The 23,989-nt window shown below is 75.9% G+C and carries 17 protein-coding genes; 9 read left to right on the forward strand and 8 right to left on the reverse strand.

The window, feature by feature from the left end:
• Window positions 1–114: 114 nt before the first annotated feature.
• Complete coding sequence (locus tag ACQRUO_RS17860) at window positions 115–1,425, reverse strand: DUF2254 domain-containing protein (protein ID WP_428316934.1); 1,311 nt, start codon at window positions 1,423–1,425, stop codon at window positions 115–117.
• Window positions 1,426–1,589: 164 nt separating this feature from the next.
• On the opposite strand from ACQRUO_RS17860, the gene ACQRUO_RS17865 reads away from it, so the two are divergent.
• The 5 genes from ACQRUO_RS17865 to ACQRUO_RS17885 are packed head-to-tail and all read left to right on the forward strand — an operon-like array spanning window position 1,590 to window position 12,112.
• Window positions 1,590–5,237, forward strand: coding sequence for a DUF4132 domain-containing protein (locus ACQRUO_RS17865; RefSeq protein ID WP_428316935.1), 3,648 nt, complete (start codon window positions 1,590–1,592; stop codon window positions 5,235–5,237).
• Between the two features lie 20 nt (window positions 5,238–5,257).
• Window positions 5,258–6,391, forward strand: coding sequence for an ATP-binding protein (locus ACQRUO_RS17870; RefSeq protein ID WP_428316936.1), 1,134 nt, complete (start codon window positions 5,258–5,260; stop codon window positions 6,389–6,391).
• A 56-nt stretch (window positions 6,392–6,447) separates the two neighbouring features.
• A complete protein-coding gene (locus ACQRUO_RS17875; RefSeq protein ID WP_428316937.1) occupies window positions 6,448–8,772 on the forward strand; it encodes a DUF5682 family protein in 2,325 nt (774 codons plus the stop codon).
• Window positions 8,769–10,013, forward strand: a complete 1,245-nt coding sequence (locus ACQRUO_RS17880) for a VWA domain-containing protein (RefSeq protein WP_428316938.1) — start codon at window positions 8,769–8,771, stop codon at window positions 10,011–10,013. The genes ACQRUO_RS17875 and ACQRUO_RS17880 overlap by 4 nt, the downstream gene beginning before the upstream one ends.
• Window positions 10,010–12,112 carry a hypothetical protein gene (locus ACQRUO_RS17885; RefSeq protein ID WP_428316939.1) on the forward strand — a complete coding sequence of 701 codons (2,103 nt, stop codon included), beginning with the start codon at window positions 10,010–10,012 and terminating at the stop codon, window positions 12,110–12,112. The genes ACQRUO_RS17880 and ACQRUO_RS17885 overlap by 4 nt, the downstream gene beginning before the upstream one ends.
• A gap of 119 nt (window positions 12,113–12,231) precedes the next feature.
• Here the strand turns inward: ACQRUO_RS17885 and ACQRUO_RS17890 are convergent, their stop codons facing one another.
• Complete coding sequence (locus tag ACQRUO_RS17890; protein WP_428316940.1) at window positions 12,232–13,020, reverse strand: SDR family NAD(P)-dependent oxidoreductase; 789 nt, start codon at window positions 13,018–13,020, stop codon at window positions 12,232–12,234.
• An 87-nt stretch (window positions 13,021–13,107) separates the two neighbouring features.
• Between ACQRUO_RS17890 and ACQRUO_RS17895 the strand changes: the two genes are divergently transcribed.
• Window positions 13,108–13,743, forward strand: coding sequence for a TetR/AcrR family transcriptional regulator (locus ACQRUO_RS17895; protein ID WP_428316941.1), 636 nt, complete (start codon window positions 13,108–13,110; stop codon window positions 13,741–13,743).
• A 64-nt stretch (window positions 13,744–13,807) separates the two neighbouring features.
• On the opposite strand, the gene ACQRUO_RS17900 is transcribed toward ACQRUO_RS17895, so the two are convergent.
• From ACQRUO_RS17900 to ACQRUO_RS17925, 6 genes are all read right to left on the reverse strand, one after another.
• On the reverse strand, window positions 13,808–14,305 hold the full coding sequence (locus ACQRUO_RS17900; protein WP_428316942.1) for an adenosine-specific kinase: 498 nt from the start codon (window positions 14,303–14,305) through the stop codon (window positions 13,808–13,810).
• Window positions 14,306–14,463: 158 nt separating this feature from the next.
• Window positions 14,464–15,990 carry an extracellular catalytic domain type 1 short-chain-length polyhydroxyalkanoate depolymerase gene (locus ACQRUO_RS17905; protein ID WP_428316943.1) on the reverse strand — a complete coding sequence of 509 codons (1,527 nt, stop codon included), beginning with the start codon at window positions 15,988–15,990 and terminating at the stop codon, window positions 14,464–14,466.
• Window positions 15,991–16,125: 135 nt separating this feature from the next.
• A complete protein-coding gene (locus ACQRUO_RS17910; protein WP_428316944.1) occupies window positions 16,126–18,057 on the reverse strand; it encodes a helix-turn-helix domain-containing protein in 1,932 nt (643 codons plus the stop codon).
• A 53-nt stretch (window positions 18,058–18,110) separates the two neighbouring features.
• Entirely contained in the window at window positions 18,111–19,565 is a 1,455-nt protein-coding gene (locus ACQRUO_RS17915) for an MFS transporter (RefSeq protein WP_428316945.1), read from the reverse strand.
• 43 nt (window positions 19,566–19,608) lie between these two features.
• Window positions 19,609–20,385 (reverse strand): 3-hydroxybutyrate dehydrogenase, encoded by a 777-nt coding sequence (locus ACQRUO_RS17920; RefSeq protein ID WP_428316946.1) that lies wholly within the window; start codon window positions 20,383–20,385, stop codon window positions 19,609–19,611.
• A 99-nt stretch (window positions 20,386–20,484) separates the two neighbouring features.
• On the reverse strand, window positions 20,485–21,243 hold the full coding sequence (locus tag ACQRUO_RS17925) for a hypothetical protein (protein WP_428316947.1): 759 nt from the start codon (window positions 21,241–21,243) through the stop codon (window positions 20,485–20,487).
• Window positions 21,244–21,364: 121 nt separating this feature from the next.
• Between ACQRUO_RS17925 and ACQRUO_RS17930 the strand changes: the two genes are divergently transcribed.
• From ACQRUO_RS17930 to ACQRUO_RS17940, 3 genes are all read left to right on the forward strand, one after another.
• Window positions 21,365–21,814, forward strand: a complete 450-nt coding sequence (locus ACQRUO_RS17930; RefSeq protein ID WP_428316948.1) for an Lrp/AsnC family transcriptional regulator — start codon at window positions 21,365–21,367, stop codon at window positions 21,812–21,814.
• 79 nt (window positions 21,815–21,893) lie between these two features.
• On the forward strand, window positions 21,894–22,697 hold the full coding sequence (locus ACQRUO_RS17935) for a hypothetical protein (protein ID WP_428316949.1): 804 nt from the start codon (window positions 21,894–21,896) through the stop codon (window positions 22,695–22,697).
• Window positions 22,694–23,965: a nucleotidyl transferase AbiEii/AbiGii toxin family protein gene (locus ACQRUO_RS17940; RefSeq protein ID WP_428316950.1), complete on the forward strand. Its 1,272-nt coding sequence runs from the start codon at window positions 22,694–22,696 to the stop codon at window positions 23,963–23,965. The genes ACQRUO_RS17935 and ACQRUO_RS17940 overlap by 4 nt, the downstream gene beginning before the upstream one ends.
• The last annotated feature ends 24 nt before the right edge of the window (window positions 23,966–23,989 follow it).

Raw genomic sequence — 23,989 nt, forward strand, 5'->3', positions numbered from 1 at the left:
CTCCCCCTCTTTCCTCTCCCCCCCCCCCCGTCTCCGAACCCCCCCCCCCCAGGCCCCAGGGCAGCCGGGCCACCTGATGGTGGCTCAGCTGTGTGCGGGTCACCCGTACGCGGGTCAGCCGATGCCCTGGCGGTCGGGGGTGAGGGCGTATGCCCGGTTGTCCGGGTCGGTGACGTGGTCGGCGACGGCCCGGGCGAGCAGCTCCTGCTGGCGCAGCAGCGGGGCCACGTGCTCGGGCGGGGTGATCCGCAGCAGGTCGTCCAGTGCCGCCGCCAGCCGGCGGGTGACCTGCGGCTGGCCGGCGCCGCAGCCGCGGATCTCGGTGAACGCCAGCTCGACCAGGCTCGCCCACGCCGGGACCGGCTGGACCAGGCGGACCGTGCCGTCCCGGTCGCGGTGGCGCAGTTCGCCGAGTTCGCCGAAGCCCTGCCGGCCGAGGGCGACCAGCAGCACCTGGATCCGGTCGATCGCCTGGACCGCCGTGGTCGGGTCGTTGACGGCGGGGGAGAGCGCCCGGATCGCGATGTCCACCAGCTGGCGGAAGCCGAAGCCGATGTCCTGGTGCATGGTGCGGTCCACGCCCACGTTCAGCGCCGAGGCGATCCGGCGCGGCCGGGGCGGGCTGCCGCCGGTCACCAGCACGGTGGGGGTGCCGGGGGCGATGAAGTCGCCGATCCGGGGCACCAGGTGGAACACCGTGCCGTGGCGGCGGGCCAGCCGGACCAGCCGGTACGGGTTGATGTCCCGCAGCACGCCCGAGTGGCCCTCGTGCAGCAGGGTGGTGCCCGGCCCGGGACGGCTGCGCGGTTCGACCTGCGGCCCCAGCCGGCGGTACTGGGCGAGCACCGTCAGCGACTCCCGGGTGACCCGGTCGATCACGTGCGGCACCCGCAGCAGCCGCATGGTGGCCTGCACGTACAGCACGAACAGCCCCAGGCTCAGCAGCACCAGCAGGACGGCGGTGAAGGTGGAGACGATCGGCACCGCCGCGGTGCGCTGCGGGTCGTTGGTCTCCTCGTAGCCGAGCTGCACCAGCAGGGTGAAGAGGAAGGTGGCCAGGCAACTGGCGAAGGTCGCCTTGGTCAGCCGGCTGCGCACGTACAACCGCAGCACCCGCGGGCTGAACTGGCTGGCCGCCATCTGCAGCGAGACCAGCGAGATCGAGAACACCACGCCGATGAAGGTCAGCATGGCCGAGCTGACCGTGGAGACCACGCTCTTGGCGGCCGCCGTGAAACCGGTCAGCTCGGCCGAGGAACCGGTCTCCGACACCATCAGCCGGACCAACTGGTCGTCCAGCCAGGCCGTCAGATCGGCGAGCACCACCGCCCCCAGGCACCCCAGCAGCGGCGCGACCCAGAACGACTCCCGCAGGTGCTCCCGCAGCGGCGACAGCGGCCGCTGCCGCAGTGGGCGGAGGTTCATGGTGCGAGGCTAGGCGGCCCGACGGCCCGGGAGGCCGAGCGTTGCGCAGCGTGTCCGGTGGTGGTCGGGGCGGCCGGGCCCGGCCGGGGCCCGTGTCGGGGGAGTGTCGGTGGCGGTCGCTAGTGTTCCTCACCTGATCAACCGTTCGAGGAGAGGGGCGGGCTGTGCGGCGCTGGGAGTTCGTCGAGGGCGGCTCGGAGAAGTTCTGGGAGGCCACGGTCGACGGGGCCGTGGTGACCGTGCGTCATGGCCGGATCGGCACGGCCGGGCGCGAGCAGGTCAAGGAGCTCGCCACGGCCGAGGCGGCGCAGGCGCACCTCGCCAAGGCCGTGGCGGAGAAGGAGCGCAAGGGGTACCGCGCAGCCACCGGCGGCGCCCCGGCGGTGGCTGCCGTGGGCGCCCCCGCGGAGCCCGCCGCGCTGATACCCGCCCCCGCCGCCCCGACCGCCGATCCAGCCGAGCCGGCCGCCCCCGCCGCTCCCGAGGTGCGCCCCGACGAGGACACCCTGGTGTTCTCCGAGTCCTGGCGCCGGGCGCTGTTCCCGCGCCGCGGGGGCGTCCGCCGCACGCCGCCGGCGCTCGCCCGGGACGCCGTGGCGCGCTCCGGGGCCCGGCTCGACGCCGAGCGGGACTGGGTGGAGCAGGCGCTGGCGGCGCCGCGCAGCGACCCCGGCCTGGTGGCGGCCGCCCGGGCGCACCAGGCGGGGAACCCGGACCCGCGCGGCGCGGCGGTGCTTGCCGTGCTGGGCGAGTCGGGCCAGTGGGACCACAAGGTGACGGCCGACGCCTGGGTGGCCGAGTACGGCCTGCCGTTCGCCGCGCGGGCCTGCGTCGAGCTCTTCGAGATCCAGGTCGACTTCGTCTCGACCAACCACCAGCGCCGCAACCCGAGCCTGCGGGCGGTCCCGGCCGGCTACCACTGGTCGGCGCAGCGCCGCCCGGCGGCCGACCGGGTGCGGGCCCGCCTCGCGGCGTGCGACGAGCAGACCTACCGGGCGGCGGTGGCCGCCCTGGCCGACTGCCGCGGCGAGCTGCCGAAGCTGGTGGCGGCGGCCTACCTGGTGCCCACCGAGACGGCCTGGGTGGACGCCTGCTGCCGGCCCGGCCTCAAGCTGGCCGAGGCCGAGTGGTCGATGCTGCTCTGCTCGCTCTCCTCCGCCGAGCAGCTGGCCCGGCTGGAGCAGCAGCCCGACCTGGGGTGGCAGGGCTGGTCGACGGCGGTCATCGCCACCGCCGCGGAGGGCCTCGGTGGTGCGCTGGCCCCGGTGCTGCTGGCGGCGCTGAGCGCCACCTACCTGTACAGCGACACCGTGCGCGGGCTGTTCGCCGCGCTGGGCGAGCTGCCCTCGGACGAGGGCTTCCGCGGTCTGCTGGCGCGTCAGGCCTCGTACAAGCCGGCCCGCGGGGTGCTCTCCGCCGCCATGCGCCGCTACCCGGTGCGGGCGCTGCGGCTGCTGGCCGACGCGGTGGTCGCGGTGCCCGGCGGCGACGCCGCGCAGCTGCTCGCCGCCCACGTCGCCGTCCACCGCGACCTGGTGCTGGAGCGGCTGCCCGAGCTGACGCCGGCCCAGGCCGCGGTGGTCGCGCCGCTGGTCGACCACGCGGACCGGGTGCCCGAGGTGGCCCCGGAGACGCTGCCGGAGCTGCTGACCAGCCCGCCGTGGACCCGCAAGCGCGTCGCCGCCAAGCCGCGGGTGGTCGCGGGCCTGACCCTGCCCCCGGAGCAGCGGATGCACTGGTTGCCCGAGGAGCGGGCGGCCTGGGCGGCCTCGCCGTCCGGCTTCGACTACTTTCGGACCGGGCAGGACTGGGGCGCGCACGCCGAGCGGCTCCGGGCGGGCAAGCTGGATGCCTACCTGACGATCGGGCTGTTCCTCTTCGGCGACGAGGCGCTGGCCCGGCCGCTGGTGCGGCAGTGGACGAGCGACGACTACGGCTGGGACCACGCGATGTGGGTGATCGCGTCCCGGTTCGAGCTGGACGCGCTGCCCGCCGTGCTGCACGCGGCGCGGCTCACACCCGCCAGTCACGGGCCGCTGCTGCTGCCCTACCTGGACCTCGAGGTGGCCGGGGTGATGGCGGACTGGCTGGTCCGGCTGAAGTCGGCCGGGGACACCGCCCGTGCCTGGTTCGCCCGGCACGGCTTGGCCGCGGCCCGGCTGCTGGTGCCGGCCGCGGTCGGCAAGGCGGGCACCGCGCGGCGCGGCGCCGAACAGGCGCTGCGGCTGGTGGCCCTGGAGCACGGGGTCGCGGCGGTGCACGCGGTGGCCGCCGAGTACGGCGCCGCGCCGGCCGAGGTGGTGGCCGACCTGCTGGCCGGCGACCGGCTGGTGGACGCGCTGCCCGCCAAGCTGCCCGCGGTGGGTGACTGGGCCGACCCGCTGCTGCTGCCGCAGGTGCTGGTGCGCGGCGGCGGGGCGCTGCCGCACGACGCGGTCCGGCACCTGATCACCATGCTGTCGCTGTCCCGGCGGGACGCCTGGTACCCGGGGCTGGCGCAGGTCGAGGAGCTGTGCGAGCCGGCCTCGCTGGCGGAGTTCGGCTGGGCGCTGTTCACCCAGTGGCAGCTGGCCGGGCTGCCGGCCCAGGACGCCTGGGCGCTGTTCGCGCTGGGTCGGATCGGTGACGACGGGACGGTCAGCCGGCTCGCCCCGGTGATCCGCAGCTGGCCCGGCGACGGCGCGCACCAGCGGGCGGTGGACGGCCTGGACGTGCTGGCCGCGATCGGCAGCGACCTGGCGCTGACCCAGCTGCACGCCATCGGTCAGCGGGTGAAGTTCAAGGCGCTCAAGGCCCGCGCCCAACAGAAGATCGGCGAGGTGGCGGCGGGTCTCGGCCTGTCCGGCGAGCAGTTGGCCGACCGCCTGGTGCCCGACTTCGGGCTGGACGCGAACGGCACGACCGTCGTCGACTACGGCACCCGGACCTTCACCGTGGGCTTCGACGAGCAGCTGAAGCCGTACGTGCTGGACGCCGACGGGCGCCGCCGCAAGGACCTGCCGGCCCCCGCCGCCAAGGACGACCCGGGGCTGGCCCCCGCCGAGCGCAAGCGCTTCGCCGCGCTGAAGAAGGACGTCCGGACCGTGGCGGCCGACCAGCTCCGCCGGCTGGAGACGGCCATGGTGGAGCAACGCTCCTGGACCGCGGCCGAGTTCCGCCAGCTGCTGCTCGGCCACCCGCTGCTCCGGCACCTGGTGCGACGGCTGGTCTGGCTGGCCGAGCCGGCCGGCACGGATCAGGATGCCGGTGCGGTGACCGCCTTCCGGGTCGCCGAGGACCACACCCTGGCGGACGTGCAGGACGAGGAGTTCGAGCTCCCCGAGCAGGCGGTGGTCCGGCTGGCCCACCCGCTGCTGCTGGGCACCGAGCTGGCCGCCTGGTCGGAGCTGTTCGCCGACTACGAGATCCTCCAGCCGTTCCGCCAGCTCGGCCGCCCGGTCTTCGAGCTGACCGAGGAGGAGAAGGCGGGCCACCGGCTGACCCGCTTCGAGAACACCGGGACGGTGCCCACCGGCCGGCTGCTCGGCCTGGAGCGGCGCGGCTGGCTGCGTGGCGAGCCGCAGGACGCGGGGGTGGAGCGCTGGCTCTCCCGCCGGGTCGGTCCGAACCGGTACCTGGTGCTCGCCCCCGAGTTCGGCATCGCCGCCGGCTACCACGACATGTACCCCGAGCAGCGGATCGAGAGCGTCTGGCTGGGCAGCAGTCCGGAGGACTACTGGTCGGGCCGGAGCGACTACCCCACGCTGGCGGAACTGGACCCGGTGCTGGCCTCCGAGCTGCTCGCCGACCTGACCGAGCTGACCACCCCGTGACGCGCCGAGGGAGCGACCCCGTGAACCCCACCGCCGCCGACCCCGGCACCGCCGTCGAGCCCGGCACCGACGCCGACCCCGGCACCGACCCGCGGTTGCAGCGACCGCCCGCCGAGGTCCGGTACGCCGACGAACTGGCCGCGCTGCGCGCCGACGACCCCGATCCGCGGCCGCCCGGCTGGCAGTTGAGCCTGCGCGGCGCCCGCCGGTTCATCGTCGGCGACCCGGCGGCCGGCGTCAGCCGCAAGTTCGTCGGCGACCCGGCCCTGGTCGAGCGCGCCCTGGTGACCCTCGCCACCAACCGCGGCCTGCTGCTGGTCGGCGAGCCCGGCACCGCCAAGTCGCTGCTCTCGGAGCTGATCGCGGCCGCGGTCAGCGGCACCTCCACGCTCACCGTGCAGGGCGGCGCGGCCACCACCGAGGACCAGATCAAGTACTCGTGGAACTACGCCCTGCTGGTCTCCGAGGGCCCCTCGCCGCGCTCCCTGGTGCCCGCGCCGATGCTGCGCGGGATGGCCGAGGGGCTGATCGTCCGGTTCGAGGAGATCACCCGCTGCCCGCTCGAGGTACAGGACTCGCTGCTCTCGCTGCTCTCCGAACGCGTGGTGGCGATACCGGAGTTGGACGGGCCGGACGGCATGGTCTTCGCCCGCCAGGGCTTCAACGTGATCGCCACCGCGAACACCCGGGACCGCGGCGTCAACGAGATGAGCTCGGCGCTCAAGCGCCGGTTCAACTTCGAGACGGTCTTCCCGATCCCCGACCTGGACACCGAACTCGCCCTGGTGGCAGCCGAGTCCGAGCACCTGCTGCGCAGCTCGGGGGTGCCCGCGCCGGCCGACCGGGACCTGCTGGAGGTGCTGGTCACCGCCTTCCGCGAGCTGCGCGCGGGCGAGGGCAGCGACCGGTTGACCGCCGTGATGAGCACCGCCGAAGCGGTCTCGGTGGCGCACGCCGTCGGCGTGCGCGGCTGGTTCCTGCGCGGTGAGCCCGGCAGCGCGGCCGACCTGGTCGCCTGCCTGGCCGGCACCGCCGCCAAGGACAACCCGGACGACCTGGCCCGGCTGCGCCGCTACCTGGAGCAGCGGGTGCCGCGCCGGGGCGGCGCCCACTGGCAGGCCCTGCACGACGCCCGCCACCTGTTGGCGGGCTGAGACTCCCCACCCAGGCCACCGCTCCGCCGCCCACCCACCATCCGCCGCGAGGTCCCATGACCGTCGTCCTCCTCGGGATCCGCCACCACTCGCCCGCCTGCGCGCGGTTGGTGGCGGACACCATCCGGCAGCTGCGGCCCGCCCACGTGCTGATCGAGGGCCCGGCCGACCTGAACGGCCGGCTGGACGAGCTGCTGCTCGGCCACCGACTGCCGATCGCCGTCTTCAGCCACTACCGGGACGAGCTGCGCACCGCCACCTCCTGGGCACCGCTGTGCGACTACTCCCCGGAGTGGGTCGCGCTCACCGAGGGCCGGGCGGCCGGCGCCGAGGTCCTCTTCGTCGACCTGCCCTCCTGGCACCCGGCGTTCGCCCACCGGATCAACCGCTACGCCGACGCCGAGGCCCGCTACGAAGCGGCCACCGCCCGGCTCTGCGAGCACTTCGGCACCCAGTCGGTCGACGCCCTCTGGGACGACCTGGTCGAGGTCGCGCCGCCGGAGGGCCTGGCCGAACGGCTGGCCGCCTACTTCGAGCTGGTCCGCGGCGATGCCGAGGCCGACCAGGGCGACCGGGCCCGCGAGGCCTACATGGCCGACTGGGTGCGGGCGGTGGCCGCCGAGGCGGGGGAGCGGCCGGTGCTGGTGGTCACCGGCGGCTTCCACCGGCCGGCGCTGCGCAGGCTCCTCGAGGGCGCCGCCGCGGCCGGGCCGAGCGGGCGGCCCGCGCTGCCCGAGCCGCCCGCCGGCGCCGTCTGCGGCAGCCACCTGGTGCCGTACTCCTTCCGCCAGTTGGACGCCTTCGCCGGCTACCAGTCCGGCATGCCCTCGCCCGGCTACTACCAGCGGCTCTGGGAGGCGGGCCCCGCGGCGGCCGCCGACACGCTGCTGCGCACGGTGGTCAGCCGGCTGCGCGGGCGCCGCCACCCGGTCTCCACCGCCGACCTGGTCGCCGCCGAGGCCCTGGTGGGCGGTCTGGCGGCGCTGCGCGGCCACCGGGCCCCCGCCCGCACCGACCTGCTCGACGGCCTGGCCGGCGCGCTGATCAAGGACGACCTGACCCACCCGCTGCCCTGGTCGGAGCGAGCCCCGCTGGCCCCGGGCTCGCACCCGGTGGTGGTCGAGATGGTCGCCGCCTGCAGCGGCGACCTGGTCGGCCGGCTGCACCCCGACACGCCGGCGCCGCCGCTGGTGCACGACGTGGCCGCCCGGCTCGCCGCGCTCGGCGTCACCGCCGAACAGCCGGTGAGCTGCGACCTGACCACCGAGGACGGCCTGCGGGTCAGCCGCACCCTGCACCGGCTGCGGATCCTCGGCATCCCCGGCCACCGCCGCACCGCGGGCCCGGCGCACGGCGCCGACCCGGTCGCCACCGAGCAGTGGGAACCCGGCCCGGCCACCGGCCGCGAGGCCGCGCTGATCGAGGCCGGCGCGCACGGCGCCACCCTCGACGCGGCGGCGCTGCGGGTGCTCACCGACCGGATCCACCGCACCGGGCCGGCCGATGCCGAGCTCGCCGAGCTGCTCTTCGACACCGTGCTCTGCGGCGCCACCGCCGGCACCGACGAGCTGCTCGCCGCCCTCGCCGCCACCGTCGACCAGCACCCCGACCCGGGCGCGCTCGGCGCGGTGCTCGCGACCGCGCTCGGCCTCTGGCGGCACGACCGGGTCTACGGCACGGCGCGCAGTCCGCTGCTCGCCGCGGTGCTGGACGGCGCCGTCAGCCGCGTCCTCTGGCTGGTCGAGGGCGCGCACGACCGCACCGGCGGCGACCCCGCCCGGCTGCTGGCCCTGGCCGCGGTCCGCGACGCGCTGCGCCACGCCCCGGAGCTGCTGACCGTCACCCCGCGGGTGGCCGGCGGCATCGCGCTGCGGGTGCTGCGCGACCCGGCGGCCCCGGCCGAACTGCGGGGCGCGGCCTTCGGGTTGCACCTGGCGTTGGCGCCGGCGGGTGCGGGTGCGGGTGGGGCTGCGGATTCCGGGGCGGGGGAGGTCGACCTGCGGGCGGCCGCGCTGCGGGCTGCCGGTGACCTGCGGACACTCGGGGACTGGCTCGGCGGACTGTTCGCGCTGGCCCGGGAGGAGACCACGGCGGAGAGCGGGGACGGCTCGCTGCTCGCCGTACTGGACGGCGTCCTCGGCGCCATGACCGACACCGAGTTCCTGATCGCCCTGCCGGCGCTGCGCCAGGCGTTCGGCTGGTTCCCGCCGCGCGAACGCGAGCGGATCGCCCGGGAGCTGATCGACCGCCGCGGCCTGCGCGGCTCGGCGCGCGCCCTGCTGCGCACCACCGCCGACCCGCTGCAGATCGCCACCGCGCGCGCCCTGGAGGAGATCGTGACCGTCCTGCTCGACCACCACGGCCTGCGGAGCGAGCGATGAGCGGGGCGAGCGGGGCGGCGGTGCCCGGCGCCGCCGCGAGTGGCACCGGGGCGAGCGGCTCGGCGCCCGTCCCTGCCGTACCGGCCGCCGGCGCCCCCACCCCCGCCGCGCCCGATCAGGCGCTGGAGCGTTGGCGGCTGGTGCTCGGGGCGCCCGCGGAGCAGTGGACGGGCCCGCTCGGCCCGGCGGCCGCCGCGCAGGACGCCGCCCTGGACTGGCTCTACGGCCGCGACGAGGACCTGGCCCGGCGCGGGGTGCGGCGCACCCCGCCGCCCACCCGCGAAGGTGGCGACGGGCCGTCCCAGCTCACCGCCGTGGACTGGCTGGAGGACGTCCACCGCCTCTTCCCGCGCGAGACGATCGAGCGCCTGGAGCGCGACGCGGTCGAGCGGTACGGCATCGAGGAGATCGTCACCGACCCGACCGTGCTGGAGCGGGTCGAGCCGAGCGCCACCCTGCTGCGGGCGGTGCTGCGCACCAAGCACCTGATGGACGAACGGCTGCTCACACTCGCCCGCCGGATCGTCGAGGCCGTGGTCCGGCAACTGCTGGAGCGGCTCCGGCCCGAGCTGCGGCAGGCGCTCACCGGCACCCGCTCGGCGCGGCCCGGCACCCGCCGGCTGGCCCGGGACTTCGACTTCCGCCGCACGGTGCGCGCCAACCTGGGCCGCTACCAGCCGGCCGAGCGGCGGATCCTGATCGAGCGTCCGCACTTCCACTCCCGCACCCGCCGGCACCTGGAGCAGTGGCAGCTGATCCTGCTGGTCGACCAGTCGGGCTCGATGGTCGGCTCGGTGATCCACTCCGCGGTGACCGCGGCCTGCCTGTGGGGCCTGCCCGGGCTGAAGACCCACCTGATCGCCTTCGACACGGCGGTGGTGGACCTCACCGCCGACGTCACCGATCCGGTCGAGCTGCTGATGCGGGTGCAGCTCGGCGGCGGTACCGACATCGCCCGCGCCGTCGACTACGCCGCGGGACTGGTGGAGAACCCGCGGCGCACCATCGTCGCGGTGATCAGCGACTTCTACGAGGGCGGCGACCGGTACCGGCTGGTCCGCGCGGTGCGGGCGTTGGTCGAGCAGGGCAGCACGGTGCTCGGCCTGGCCGCCCTGGACGAGGAGGCGGCCCCCGCCTACGACCGCGACCTGGCCGCCCAACTGGCCCGGGTCGGCGCCCACATGGGCGCGATGACGCCGGGCATGCTCGCCACCTTCGTCGCCGAGAGGCTGGGCCGATGACCGCCACCCGCAGCGACCTGCTGGCGCTGGACGCCGACACCCTGGCCGCGCTCGCCAACCGCGGGCTGGTCAAGCGGGCGGCCAAGGAACTCGCCGCCGGCGCCGGCCCGGTGACCTGCGTCGAGCCGGACGGCACCCTGCGCGGCCGCTTTCCCGACGGCACCGCCACCGCGTTGCCGCCGGGCGCACCGCTGGACGGCGGCAGCTGCAGCTGCGCCGCGCCGGGGGTCTGCCGGCACCGGGTCGCCCTGGTCCTCGCGTACCAGGAGGCCGGCGTGGCGCCTGCCAACGACGCGCCTGGCACCGACGCGCCCGCCACCGCTGAGACACCCGCGGCCCCGGCCCGTCCCTGGACCCCGGCGGTGGTCGACGACGAAGCGCTGACCGCCGCCGTCGGCCCCCGCGCCCTGGCGACCGCCCGCCGCACCCGGGACCGCGGCTACACCGCCCGGCTGCGCCACCCCACGCCCGCCGACCCGCAGGCCGTCGCCGAACTCCCGGCCTGCACCGTGCGGTTCCCGGTCCCCGGCGAACTCGGGTTCGCCCTCACCGACGCCACCGCCGCCCGCCGCGGGGAGATGGTCGCGCTCGCCGTCTGGGCCTTCCGGGCAGCGGAGGGCCGGCCGAGCGTGACCGTCGGCGGTCGCCCGGCAGCGGACGCGGCACCGGCAGCGGGCGCGGGACCGGGACCGGACGCGGCACCGGCATCGGCGGGACCGGCAGCGGCTGCCGCCGGCGGACCGGACGCATCCCTGGACGCCGTGCTCCGGCTCGTCCACGACCTGCTGCTGGACGGCGCCGTGCACACCGGCCCGGTCGCCCTGGCCAACCTGCGCCGGCTCGGCGACGAACTCACCGCCCGCTCGCTGCACTGGCCCGCCGGCGCGGTCACCGAGCTGATCGCGCAACTCGAGGCGTACGCCGCCCGGTCCGCCGCCCACCGACCCACCGACCACGCCCTGCTGCTCGCCGAACTGACCGCCCGCCGGCGCGCCGCCGCGCACGCGGGCGGGGCCGCCCGGGCCCAGGTGCTCGGCCTGCGGGAGCCGGCCGAAACCGCGCTGCGCCGGGTGCGGCTCACCGCGCTGGGCTGCCGGATCCGGGGCGGTGCTGCGGGCGGCGGAGCCGGGGTGCACGCCGAGCTCTACTTCGCGCACCCCGGGGCCGGCAACGTCCTGCTGCTGCGCCGCTCCTGGCCCGCGCCGGCCGACGGCCCGCCGCCCACCGGCGCCGCGCTCGCCGCCCGCCGGCTGGCCGGCCACCGCCTGGACGCGCTGGCGACCGCGAACGTGGTCAGCGAGAGCATCACCCGCACCGCCGCCCGGACCCTCACCCTGGGCCGCAGCCGGGTCGCCGCCACCAGCGTCACCCCCGTCGGCGCCGCCTGGGCCGACCTGCCCGAGCCGCTGCTGGTCCACGACCTGGCGGCGCACCTGCGCACCCAGGACGGCCTGCCGCCCCGGCTGATCCGCCCCCGGATCGCCGCCGAGGCGGTGCGGGTGGTGCAGCTCGGCGGGGTCGAGGAGGTCGGCTACGACCCGGCCGAACAGCTCCTGGAAGCCACCGTCCGGGACGCCGCCGGCAACCCGGCGGTGATCCGCGCCGAGTACCACCCGACCTGCCCGGGCGCCCTGGACGCACTGGCCGCGGCGCTCTCCGGCGGCGGGGCGAGCCACCTGAGCGCCGTGGTGCAGCGGGTGGGCGGCCGGACCGTGCTGGACCCGATCGCCGTGCTGGCCGACGGCGTGGTCACCGTCCCCGACCTCGCCAAGGGCGGCGGCGATGCACGGCCCACCACGGTCGGCCGACCGCCCGGCCCGGCCGACCCACTCGCGGCGGCGCTGTCCGAGGCGCTGGCCGCCCTCGCGGAGGCTGCCCACCGCGGCCTGCGGCACCTGACCGCCCCGACCCACGACCGCCTCGCCGACGCCGCCGACACCCTCGCCCGCGCCGGTCTGACCACCGCGGCCTCGCTGGTGCGCGAGGTCGCGGCGGCGGCTCGTGGCGGCGATCCGGATGCGGTGGTGGCGGCCTGGGCGGACGCGGCGATCCGGGTCGCGGTCAGCAGCGAGCAGCACGCGGGTCGGCCGGCGGTCTGAGGTTCGCTCAGGCCGCCCGGGCCGTGGCAGGCGGTCGGGCCGGGCGGGCGAGGCCGGTCAGCCGCCCCAACCGTGGCGCCGCGTGCCCGCCCCACGAGCGCTGCCGCCCTCACCCCCCGTCAGGCTGCCCGGCGGGGGCGGGTGAGCAGGCCGGCGACGGCGACGGCGGTGCGACGGGAGACCAGGCGCGGCCCCAGCGTCATGAGGCGGTTCTGCAGGCCGTCGACCACGGTCGGGCGCCGCTTGGCCAGGGCGGCGAGCGTGGCGGCGACCACCTGCTCAGGGCGGCGCCGCCTGCCCAGGTCGGGGATGCCGTCGCCGGCCGCCGCGAAGAACGGCGTCTCGGTGGCGCCGGGGCAGACCGCCAAGGCCTGGACCCCGGTGCCGCGGACCTCGGCGGCCAGTGCCTCGGTGAACGAGAGCACGTAGGCCTTGGTGGCCGCGTACACGGCCATCCGCGGGACGGGCTGGAAGGCCGCCGTGCTGGCGATGTTGACCACGGCGCCGCGCCGCCGCGCCAGCATCCCGGGCAGCAGCCGGGCGGTGAGGTCGGTCAGGGTCAGGCAGTTGAGCTGGACCTCCGCCGCCATCCGGTCCGGGGCGCTCTCGGCGACCGGGCCGAAGGTGGCGAAGCCGGCGTTGTTGATCAGGACGTCGACCTCCCGGCCCAGCTCGGTGACCCGCTGCACCAGCTGCTCGGCCGCGCCGGGCCGGGCCAGGTCGAGCGGGAGCACCTCGACGGCGACGCCGTGCGCGGTGGTCAGCTCGTCGGCCAGTGCACGCAGCTTGTCCGTGCTGCGGGCGACCACGACCAGGTCGGAGCCGCGGGCGGCCAGCTCACGGGCGAAGGCCGCCCCGATCCCGGTGGAGGCCCCGGTGATCAGGGTGGTGGTGCGGGCGAAGTCCATGACTCTCCTCGGGCGATGTAGTCGGCGCCAACAAAGTAGTCACTGGCAACAAAGTAGTCAACGCCAACATCCACGTATGCTGCTCTCATGCGAACGGGCAGCTACCACCACGGAGACCTGCGCGCCGCGCTGCTGGACCGCGCCGAGCAGACACTGCGCGAGCAGGGCGTCGACGCGCTGTCCCTGCGCGAGCTCGCCCGCGGGTTGGATGTCAGCCACGCTGCGCCCAGCCGCCACTTCAAGGACAAGCGTGCGCTGCTCGACGCCCTCGCGTTCACCGGCATCCAGCGGCTGACCGCCTCCTGCCGGGCTCGGCTGGCCCGCAGCGGCGAGGACTTCCGGGCCCGGGTGTTCGCCTTCGCCCGCGCCTACGTCGACTTCGCCGCCGACCACTCGGCCCTGCTGGAGCTGAGCTTCGCCCGCAAGCACGACCCGGTCGTGGAGGAGGCGCTGCAGCTCGCCTGGCAGCCGTTGGAGGCCGACATCACCGCGCTGATCACCGTCGGTCAGCAGGCCGGGGAGATCCGCCCGGGCGGCGTCGACCGGATCGCCGGCGCGGTCTTCGCCGCCGTGCACGGCGTGGCGACCCAGGCGGCCACCGGCATGCTCCAAGGTGAGGCACTCGACCAGGTCTTCGACGACCTGCTGACCCACCTGCTGCGCGGTCTGCGCCCGGCTCCGGGCGACGAGCCGCTGGCGGGCGCCGCACTCTTCCGCTGCTGAGGCCGACCGTTCCGCCGCCGGGCCGGCCGCGTGTCGGGGTGCGGCGGCCCCGACCGGGCGGCCGCTACAACTTGTAGCCGATCAGCCGCAGCAGCCCGTGCCGCTCCGCCACGTCCTCCTCGGTCTCGACGCCGACCGGCGGTTCGCCGTCGATCACCCCGAGCACGCCGCGGCCCCGGTCGGTGACCGCGACCAGGACGTCCACCGGGTTGGCGGTGGCGCAGTAGACGCCGCACACCTCGGGCACCAGCTTCACCGCGTTGAGGACGTTGACCGGGTAGCCCTCGCGCAGCACGATCACGAAGCAGTGGCCGGCCGCGATCGCCTGCGCGTTGCGCACCGCCAGGGCCACCAGCGCGTCGTCGTTGCCGGACCGGCGGACCAGCCGCTTGCCGGAGGCCTCGCAGAAGGCGATGCCGAAGCGCAGCGGGCCGCCGACGCCGACCATCGCCTCGTGCAGGTCCTCGACGGTCTTGATGAAGTGCGACTGACCGATGATCACATTCGCGTCGTCCGGCTTCTCGACGCCGACCACCTCGAAGGACAATCCGCCAACGGCCACCGGGGCACCTCCTGTTCGGGCGCGGCACCGGACGGTGCCCGCCGCCCCGATCATGGCCACACCCGCGCCGTCCGCCCGCCCGGCACGCGGGCGGGGCGGCGCCGAGTCAGCCCACTGGCCTTCCGCGCCGCCCCGCGCCGCCCCGCGCCGGGCGGCGGTCAGCAGCGGCCGTCGGCGATGACGTAGTAGTCCGGTCCGGTCTGTTGCAGGGTGTGCGTGGTGAACACGTTCCACAGGCCCATGGGCTGGTCGGAGCCGTCGGCGTACACGTACCCGCCGCTCTGGTGGGCACGGCCGGCGAGGGTCTGGTCGTAGTTGTCGGTGGTGAAGCAGGGCGCACCGCCCGCCGTGGTGGCGTCGACCGGGGCGGACCGGTCGCCGACGGTGCCGGTGGCGTCGACGGAGGCGACGGTGTAGCCGTAGGTGGTCCCGGCGGCCAGGCCGGTGTCGGTGTAGCCGGTGCCGGTGACGGGTGCGGAGTCGGCCAGGGTGCCGTCGCGGTAGACGTCGTAGGACACCGCGCCCGGGACCGGGTTCCAGCTCAGCGAGGCGCTGCTCCCGGTGGTGCCGGTGACGGCCAGGCCGGTCGGTGCCGCCGGGCCGGGGCCGGGGCCGGGGTTGGTCCCGTCGAGGCCGAAGAAGGCGGCGGTGTAGTAGCTGGAGCAGATGGTGTCGAGGTAGTAGGTGCCGGTGGTGCCGCACTGGTCGGGGCCGGAGCCGGGGTGGACGGCCAGCCCGTGCGCCATGCCGGCGACGGAGTACGTCTCGACCGCAGGCCTGCCGGTGGCGTCGTCGTAGCTGTTCTCGGTGGTGCCGCCGGTGAGGGTCCGGGTGCTGGAGGGGGTCTGGCCGATGCCCCAGACGTCGGTCCAACCGTCCAGGCTGTAGGTCAGTTGGGCGGGGTTGACGGTGGTGTCGGCGCTGCCCTGCCAGATCGCGACGCGCGGGTAGCGGCCGGTGTAGCCGGAGTCCGCGTCCCTGATGGCGCTGCCCCACTGGGCGACCGTGCGATCGGTGGTGCCGGAGAGGCAGTCGGTGTCGGTGATGCCGCTGGTCGAGCACTCGGCGGCGGGGCCGGAGTCGATCGAGCCGGCCGCGAACACGTCCGGGTAGTCGGCGAGCAGGTCGGCGGCCATGCCACCGCCGGCGGACAGTCCGGTGACGTAGATCCGGGACGGGTCGACGTGGTAGGTCGTCTCGGCGTACTGGATCATGTCGTAGATCGACAGCGCCTCGCCCTGGCCGCGGCCGTCGTCGGACGGGGTGCCCCAGTCGAAGCACTTCATGATCGGGCTGACCTGCGAGGGTTGCTCCGGCAGGACCAGCGCGAAGCCGTCCAGGTCGGCGTACTTCGGCCAGCCGGAGTTGGCGTAGTAGTCGGCGGCGCTCTGGGTGCAGCCGTGCAGCGCGACCACCAGCGGCGCGTCGGCCGGCAGGCCGGCCGGCAGGTAGCTGTACATGTTCAGGCCGCCCGGGTTGGCGCCGAAGTCGCCGACCTGGCTCAGGCCGGCGGCTGCGGCTGCGGCTGCGGCTGCGGCCGGGGCCGGGGTCGGGGCAGCGGCGGTGGCGGTGGCCGGAGCGGCCGCGGCCAGTCCCGCGACCAGCAGGGCCGCTCCGGCGAGGAGCGCGCCGAGGCGCCGCGCCCGGCCGGTTCTGACGTCGTGCCTGCTTGCTGAACGCACCATCGGGTACTCCTGGGTGGGGGTGAGTACGCAGGGGGAGCCGGACCCTCCCACCCTCCCGAGCGCGACGGGTGCTGTCCATGTCGACCGCCCACACCCGCCCACCCCGCGATGCGGGTGCCACCCACCTGGCCCGCGTCACCGGCGGCCGGTCAGCAGCTCCAGGCGCAGGGCCAGTTGGAGTTCCAGCCCGCGCTCCGGGCTGTTCCAGTCGGCGCCCAGGATCGCCTGGATGCGGTCCAGCCGCTGGGCGACGGTGTTGACGTGGATGTGCAGCTCGTCCTTGGCCAGGGTCAGGTTCTGCCCGCAGGCGAAGTAGGTCCGCAGCGTCCCGACCAGGTCGGTGCCGCGCCGGGCGTCGTACTCCAGCAGCGGCCCCAGCACGCCCGCCACGAACCCCGCCACGTCGTGCCCGTCCCCGAGGAGCACGCCGACGAACCCCAGGTCCGCTGCGCACCCGCCCTCGCCGGTGCGACCCAGGGCGTGCATGGCGTGCAGGCACCGCTGGGCCTGCGCGTGGGCGGTGGCCAGCGCCGCCGGTCCGGCGGCCGGTCCGGCGGCGGCGACCGTGACCGGCGTGCCGGTGAGGCGGGTGAGCCGCTCCGCCGTGCCGCGGGCCGCCGCCGAGGGGTCGGTGCCGGGCTGGTGCGGGAGCAGGATGACGGTCGTGCCGGCGTGCTCGGTGCAGATGCCGCCGCGGCCGAAGAGGTGTTGCAGGCCCGCCGCGGCCAGCTTGGTCGGGCTGCCGGCCGGGGACTGCGCGACCAGGATCAGGTGCGCGGCGTCCAGGTCGGTGCCCAGCCGCCGCCCGCGCTCCACCAGCCCGGCGGGGTTGCGGTCGGGGCTGGTGAGCAGCTCCGTGAGCAACTCCCCGCGGACCCGGTTCTCGGTCTCGGCCACGGTCCGGCGCAGCAGCAGGAGCAGCGCCGTCACCACGCCCGCCCGCTCGAACAGCCGCCGGTCCGGGGCGTCCAGGCCGGGGTGGTCGAACAGCACCAGGCTGCCCAGCGGATCGGGACCGGCGAGCACGGCGCAGACCCAGTGCCCGCCGGGCCCCAGCGGCACGGCGCGGGCCGCGGCGCGGGAGTCGGCCGCGGCGGCCACCACGGCGTCCGGGGCGAGCTCGGGGCAGTCGCCGGCCCGGGCGAGGCCGTGGCCGGTGGCGTCGTGGACGGCGATCGGCCGGCCCAGCAGGTCGGCGACGGCGGCGGCCACGTCGGCGGTCGCCGCGCCGTTCAGCACCAGGTCGGTGAGGCGGTCGTGGGCCTGTTCGGCCTGTTGGATCGCGGCGGCGTGCGCCTGGATCACCGCGTTGGCCCCGGCCAGCTCCGCGAGCGCCGCCTGGTTGGCGGCGAGGGCGCGCGCGGTGTCGATGGCGATCGCGGCGTGCGCCGCCAGCGAGCCGAGCAGGGCCACCTCCTCGGGGGAGAAGGTGCGCGGGGCGCGGTCGGCGGCGAACAGCACGCCGATCACCTTGCCGCCCTCGGTGCGGCTGGAGCCGAGCAGCAGCGGGACGCCGAGGATGGCGACCAGGCCCTCGTCCAGCACGCCGGCGTCGATCCGGGTGGTGTGGTTGAACCGCGCGTCCGTCCGGTAGTCGGGCGTGGCGTACGGGCGGGCGCTCTGGGCGACCAGGCCGCCGAGCCCGCTGCCGAGTTCGAGCCGCAGCGACTGGAAGAGCGGCGAGATCGAGCCGTCGGTCACCCGCATGTAGGTGTCGCCGGCCTGCTCGTCCGGCATCGTCAGGTAGGCGGTGTCGGTGCCCAGCAGCAGCCGGGCCCGGCGGACGATGGACTGCAGCACGGCGTCCAGGTCGCGCAGCGCGGCGAGGTCGCTCGCGGTGTCGAAGAGCGCGGTCAGCTCGCGCTCCCGGCGGCGGTGCTGGCGCAGCGTCCGGTGGACGCGCAGCGCCAGCCACGTCGCCTCCTCGATCTCGGCGAGCTCGGGCGGTTGGGCACCCGCCGCGCGGGCCCGGGCCGCCGGGCGGCCGAAGTCCTCGGTGCCGGCGGCGCCGTCGGCCAGCAGTTCCAGCAGGCGGCGGTGGGCTGCGGTGACGGTTCGCTCGGACATGGTGGCCGCCATCGTCGCACGGGAGGGTCGGCGGCCGCTGCGCCGACGGAGGGTCAGGAGCCGGTCGCGGTCCGGGCGGGGCCGGCATCGGCATCGGCTCCGGTGCCGGTGTCGGCTTCGGCCGCTGCCTCGGCAAGTCCCGTTCCGGCGGCGCCGGTTGTCCGGCCGGAGCTGGGGGCGACGGCCGTCAGGTCGCGGTCGCGGGTCTCCTTGGCACAGAGCAGCGCGACCACGGTGAGCACCGCGGCGCACCCGACGTAGATCGCGATCGGTGTGGCGTCGCCGTACGCGGCCAGCAGCGCCACCGCGATCAGCGGTGCCGGGGCGCCGGCGGCGACCGAGGCGAACTGGGCGCCGATGGAGGCACCGGAGTACCGCATCCGGGTGCCGAACAGCTCGGTGAAGAACGCGGCCTGCGGGGCGTACATGGCGCTGTGGCAGACCAGGGCCACCGTCACCGCGAGGGTGATCAGCGCGAAGCTCCTCGAGTCGACCAGGGCGAAGAACGGCCCGATCCAGAGGCCGATGCCCACCGCCCCGGCCAGGTAGACCGGCTTGCGCCCGACCCGGTCGGAGAGCGCGCCGAACAGCGGGATCAGGCAGAACTGGATCGCCGAGCCGATCAGCACCGCGTTCAGTGCGGTCTGCTTGGGCAGCTTCAACTGGTCGACGCAGTAGGCCAGGACGAAGGTGGTGATCACGTAGTACGAGATGTTCTCCGCCATCCGGGCGCCCATCGCGACCAGCACGTCCCGCCAGTGGTGCCGCAGCACGGCCACCAGCGGGGTCTGCTCCGCCCGGCCCGCGGCCCGGCGCGCCTCGCTGCTCGCCAGCGCCTGCCGGAAGAGCGGGGACTCCTCCACCGACAGCCGGATCCACAGCCCGACGCCGACCAGCAGCGCCGACAGCAGGAACGGGATCCGCCAGCCCCAGGCCAGGATCCCGGCGTCCGTCTGCACGTGGGACAGCAGGGTCAGCGCGCCGACCGCGAGCAGGTTGCCGAGCGGTGCGCCGCCCTGCGGCCAGGACGCCCAGAACCCGCGTCGCGCCGGCTCGCCGTGCTCGGACACCAACAGCACCGCGCCGCCCCACTCGCCGCCCAGTGCGAAGCCCTGGACCAGGCGCAGCACGGTGAGCAGCACCGGGGCGGCGACCCCGATCGAGGCGTAGGTCGGCAGGCAGCCGATCAGCGCGGTCGCCGAACCCATCATCAACAGGCTGACCACCAGCAGCTTCTTCCGGCCGACCCGGTCGCCGAAGTGGCCGAAGACCAGGGCGCCGACCGGGCGGGCGGCGAAGCCGATGGCGTAGGTGAGGAAGGCGAGCAGGGTGCCGGTCAGCGGGTCGGACTCGGGGAAGAACAGATTGCCGAAGACGAGGGCGGCGGCGGAGCCGTAGAGGAAGTAGTCGTACCACTCGATGGTGGTACCGATCAGGCTGGCGCCGACCACGCGGGCCAGGCCGCTCGGTCTGGCGGGCGCGGGCGCGGCGCTGGGGGCATCGGCCATGGGATCACCGTCTCGGGGGAGTGGGCGGGCGGGGGCGCGCGGGTCAGTGGGCGGTCCAGCCGCCGTCCAGCGGCAGCGAGGTGCCGGTGACGTACTCGCTGGACGGTGAGCAGAGCCAGAGCGCGGCCCGGGCGACCTCGTCCGGCTCGATCAGGCGCTTGATGGCGGAGCGTTCGAGCATGATCCGCTCGACGACGTCCCGGGCGGGGATCCCGTGGGCGCGCGCCTGCGCCGCGATCTGGTCCTCGACCAGGGGTGTCCGCACGTACCCGGGGCTGACGCAGTTGCTGGTCACCCCGTGCGGCGCGCCCTCCAGGGCCACCACCTTGCTCAGCCCCTCCAGGGCGTGCTTCGCGCTGACGTAGCCGGCCTTGAACGGGCTGGCCCGCAGGCCGTGCACCGAGGAGATGTTGACGATCCGTCCCCACCCGTTCGCGTACATGTGCGGCAGCGTGCGGCGGATGATCCGGAACGGCGCCTCCACCATCACCCGGTGGATCACCTGGAAGCGCTCCGGCGGGAAGTCGTGCACCGGTGCGACGTGCTGCAGGCCGGCGTTGTTGACCACGACGTCGGCGCGGTCCGGCAGCCCGTCGACCGCCACCGGGTCCGCCAGGTCCACCACGAGCGCGGTGCCGCCGCACTGTTCGGCCACCGCCTGCGCGCCCTCGGCGTCGCGGTCCACGACCAGGACCCGCGCGCCCGCCCCGGCCAGCGCCAGCGCGCAGGCCCGGCCGATCGCGCCGGCCGCCCCGGTGACCAGGGCGGTGCGGCCGGTCAGGAACGTCGCTGCGGGTGGTGCTTCTCTGCTGCTCGGCATGCCCGTCACGGTAGGGACGGCCGAGGGCCGGGCCCATGTGGTCCGTGGCCACAGTGGTCCGTCGAGATGTGGGTGCGGCCCCCATAGGCGAAGCCCCCGTCACGCGGTCCGGGCGGTGCCCACCTCGCGCAGGACGCAGCACCGCAGCAGCGCGTCGCCCAGCACCAGGGCGGAGCCGGCGAGCAGGAAGGCGATGCCCGGGCCGAGCGGTACCGGCGCGAAGCAGAGCACCAGCAGGAAGCCGAGCGTGCCGGCCGCCGAGGTCAGCGCGCCGCGCATCAGGTCCGCGGCGGCCCGCGGGCCGGCGGTGCGGTGCACCGAGGTGCCCATCACGGAGAGCAGCACCGGCAGCGCGGACAGCACGCCGCCGACGAAGGACCCCAGGGCGGTGGCGGCGGCCAGCGCCGCCAGCACGGTCACGGCCGAGAACGCCATCCGCACCGGTATCTCCCAGGCCCGGGGCCGGCCCGGCGGCAGCGCGCCCGCCGCGGTGGCGGGCCAGGTCAGCAGCCCGCCGCCGACCACGGCCACCGTCAGCGCGGCGGTCAGCCAGACGTTCCCGGCGGCCGCGCAGCCCAGGGCCGCCAGCAGCGTCCGGAGCGGCCGGCGGGTCGCAGCGAGGCGCCCGTAGGCCAGGCAGAAGCAGGCCACCACCAGGGTTCCCGTGACGGTGCCGTGCGCGGCCGCGGCGGCCCGGCCGGGCCCGGAGCCCAGCCAGGTCAGCGCGAGGAACGGTCCCGTGCTGGTCGGGGCGCCGAGCAGTTGCCCGCCCCGGCGCGGCCCCGAGCGGCGTGCGACGAGGGAGGCGAGCAGGACCAGGGAGGGGGCCAGGGCGGCGCGAAACAGCAGCAGTTCCATGCCTGCGATTCTTGCGCCGAAGGCCCCGAAGTTGTCTCGGATCTCTCGGCAGCTGAGCCCCCGGTGCCGAGGAATCCTCGCTGATTCTGCTGATCTGGCGACGAATCCGTACCATGGTGCCGTGGACCGCATCGATCGAGAGCTCCTCGCCCTGCTGCTGCGCGACGGCCGGGCGACCTACCAGGAGCTGGGCCGTCAGGTCCGGCTGTCGGCCAACACGGTGGCCGAGCGGGTGCGCCGGCTCCAGGCGGCCGGCGTCGTCCAGGGCTACCGGGCCGAGCTGAACCTGGAGGCGTTCGGCCGCGGCATGCAGATGGTCAGCGACATCCGGCTGGGCGAGCGGGTGGACCGCAAGGCCTTCGAGTCGCAGCTCGCCGGGGTGCCGCAGGTGATCGGTGCGATGCGGCTCACCGGCGACTACGACTTCCAGCTCCGGCTGGCCTGCACCGACGCCCGCGAGTTCGAGGCCGTGATCGACCGGCTCAAGGCCGAACTGGGCGTGCGGGAGCTGCGCAGCCGACTGGTCCTACACGAAGTGTCCCTGGGCCTCGACCGCATCCTGGAGCCCTGATCCAGGGGCCTGACGCCCACCCAGTCGTTTGTGGGCGGGCGGGAGTCGGCCTGTCAGTGGCGCCTGGCACCATGTCCGCATGTTCGCCACCCCTCCCGACCTGGCCCGTTCGGCCGCAGCCGCGGCGACCCCCGATCCGGGGGTGGCACTGAGCGGTGACTTCGAGGTGCACCTGACCGTGGGGGCGGCGGCCGCCGACGCGCTCGCCGCGTGGGCGGCCGAGCACGAGCTGAAGTTCACCCACATCCTGCTCGCCCGGGGCGCCGCCGTCTCCCAGCCGATGCTCACGCTGCGCGCGTCCGGCAGCTTCGAGGAGGTCGCCGCGGCGACCCGGCGCACCGCCGACCGGGTGGCGGGAGCGGGGTTCGAGGTGCTGCGGGTGAAGATCGAGGCCACGCCGTGGGCCGAGGGCGTGCCGCAGTCGGACGCCGAAGGGGCCCGCCTCGGCCCCCACCGGTACTTCGAACACCACGTCAAACTCCTGCTCTCCGCAGCCGAGTCCGAGGCCGAGTTCGAGTCCGGAGCCGCCGGGCGCCTGGGCCGGCTGGCCGACCGCCACGGCGCCCACCTGTCCCGCAACGCCCGCCGGGTGCGCCCCGACGGCCTTCGCGAGCGGTTCGTGACCCAGCGCTGCCGCCTGGTGGGGCTGGCCACCGCCGGCCGGCGGCTGGACGCACTGCTCGCCGAGCTCGCCGCCGACGGGCGCCGGACGGCCTCGGTGGAGCGGGAGTTCGTGGCCCTGGACACCGACGAGACGCTCGACGCGGGCTGGATCGACGAGGCCCGCCCCGCCGAACACCACCCCGCCGAACACCGCGGCGCCGACGACCGCACCGCACGGCAGGACACCACCGGGCACGACCGACAGGGAGCACCGCGATGACCAGCGACCAGAACGCCCCGGCCGCCGACTGGGAGGGCTTCGAGTACGGCCCGTGGGAGGAGGTCGTGCTCCCCAAGCAGACCCCGAGCGAGGAGCTCCGCGAGCGCCTCGGCCTGCCCAGGGGCGTCCACCCGATCGACCACGAGGCGGTCACCCAGCAGCCGGTCTTCGACCCGGCCCTGGCCGGCTACACCCGGGCGCTGCGCCCCAGCGAGCCCGCCTTCACCGATCCCGAGGTGGCCGCGCGTTGGTGCACCGCCCGCCGCGAGGCGCTGAACACGGTGCTGTCCGCCGTCGCGCAGTCCGACTGGGCCGAGCACCTGGTGCTGCGCGGCAGCATCCTGCTGCGCGCCTGGTTCGGCGACGCCGCCCGGGAGCCCGGCGACCTGGACTTCGTCGTCCGGCCCGTCGACTGGGAGCTCGAGGACCCGCGCACCGAGCGCATGCTCGGCGAGATCGCCGCGGGCGCGCAGCGGCTCTCCGACCGGGTCGTGGTGCACGCCGACCAGGCGACGACCGACGGGATCTGGACGTACGGCCGGGTCCCCGGGCGCCGGCTGGTGGTGCCGTGGAGCGCACCGGGCGTGCCGGGCGGCACCGTCCAGCTGGACTTCGTCTTCACCGAGCCGCTGCCCGCCGAGCCGCGCCCGGAGAGCCTGCCGGGCGTCAGCGGGCCGCTGCTCGCCGCCACCCCCGAGCTCTCGCTGGCCTGGAAGGTCCTCTGGCTGCTCTCCGACAGCTACCCGCAGGGCAAGGACCTGTACGACGCCGTGCTGCTCGCCGGCTCGGCCGAGCTGCCGTACGAGCTGCTCCGGCAGGTGTTCGCGCAGTCGGACCCGCGCTCGGACCGCTGGCCGGTGGTGCCCGAGACGATCACCGACCTCGACGTGGAGTGGGACGAGTTCGCCAAGGACTACCCGCAGCTGGCCGCGGACGGTGAGGAGTACCCGGACCGGCTGCTGGCCGCCCTCGCCCCGACCTTCGCGGGCCGCAGCGAGTACGAGCTGCGCGCCCACTGGCTCGCGCCGCTGGTCGAGCGGCTGCGGGAGGTGCTGGCCGCGGGCGGGACGGACGCGGTCGGCGCGTGGTTCGCCGAGGACTACGTGCAGCAGGACAACCGCATGGTGCTCCTCGCCGAGCTGCTGGGCCGCGACGTCGCCCGCGCCCACCAGGTGATGGACGCCTGGCCGGACGGCTCGGCGTTCCGCGCCGCGGAGCTGACGGGGCTGGCGCGGCGCTTCGCCGCCCAGCTCGCCGGCGAGGGCTGAGCGGGCCGCCCGGCTGCCCGCCCC

It is taken from the genome of Kitasatospora sp. LaBMicrA B282 (assembly GCF_050325825.1).
GTDB lineage: Bacteria > Actinomycetota > Actinomycetes > Streptomycetales > Streptomycetaceae > Kitasatospora.

Excerpts from the sequence above, each read along its gene's own strand:
- ACQRUO_RS17905 (WP_428316943.1), bottom strand. The coding sequence starts at position 15,990 with ATGGTGCGTTCAGCAAGCAGGCACGACGTCAGAACCGGCCGGGCGCGG.
- ACQRUO_RS17925 (WP_428316947.1), bottom strand. The coding sequence starts at position 21,243 with ATGGAACTGCTGCTGTTTCGCGCCGCCCTGGCCCCCTCCCTGGTCCTG.
- ACQRUO_RS17890 (WP_428316940.1), bottom strand. The coding sequence starts at position 13,020 with ATGGACTTCGCCCGCACCACCACCCTGATCACCGGGGCCTCCACCGGG.
- ACQRUO_RS17895 (WP_428316941.1), top strand. The coding sequence starts at position 13,108 with ATGCGAACGGGCAGCTACCACCACGGAGACCTGCGCGCCGCGCTGCTG.
- ACQRUO_RS17915 (WP_428316945.1), bottom strand. The coding sequence starts at position 19,565 with ATGGCCGATGCCCCCAGCGCCGCGCCCGCGCCCGCCAGACCGAGCGGC.
- ACQRUO_RS17860 (WP_428316934.1), bottom strand. The coding sequence starts at position 1,425 with ATGAACCTCCGCCCACTGCGGCAGCGGCCGCTGTCGCCGCTGCGGGAG.
- ACQRUO_RS17920 (WP_428316946.1), bottom strand. The coding sequence starts at position 20,385 with ATGCCGAGCAGCAGAGAAGCACCACCCGCAGCGACGTTCCTGACCGGC.
- ACQRUO_RS17910 (WP_428316944.1), bottom strand. The coding sequence starts at position 18,057 with ATGTCCGAGCGAACCGTCACCGCAGCCCACCGCCGCCTGCTGGAACTG.
- ACQRUO_RS17885 (WP_428316939.1), top strand. The coding sequence starts at position 10,010 with ATGACCGCCACCCGCAGCGACCTGCTGGCGCTGGACGCCGACACCCTG.
- ACQRUO_RS17940 (WP_428316950.1), top strand. The coding sequence starts at position 22,694 with ATGACCAGCGACCAGAACGCCCCGGCCGCCGACTGGGAGGGCTTCGAG.
- ACQRUO_RS17875 (WP_428316937.1), top strand. The coding sequence starts at position 6,448 with ATGACCGTCGTCCTCCTCGGGATCCGCCACCACTCGCCCGCCTGCGCG.
- ACQRUO_RS17880 (WP_428316938.1), top strand. The coding sequence starts at position 8,769 with ATGAGCGGGGCGAGCGGGGCGGCGGTGCCCGGCGCCGCCGCGAGTGGC.
- ACQRUO_RS17935 (WP_428316949.1), top strand. The coding sequence starts at position 21,894 with ATGTTCGCCACCCCTCCCGACCTGGCCCGTTCGGCCGCAGCCGCGGCG.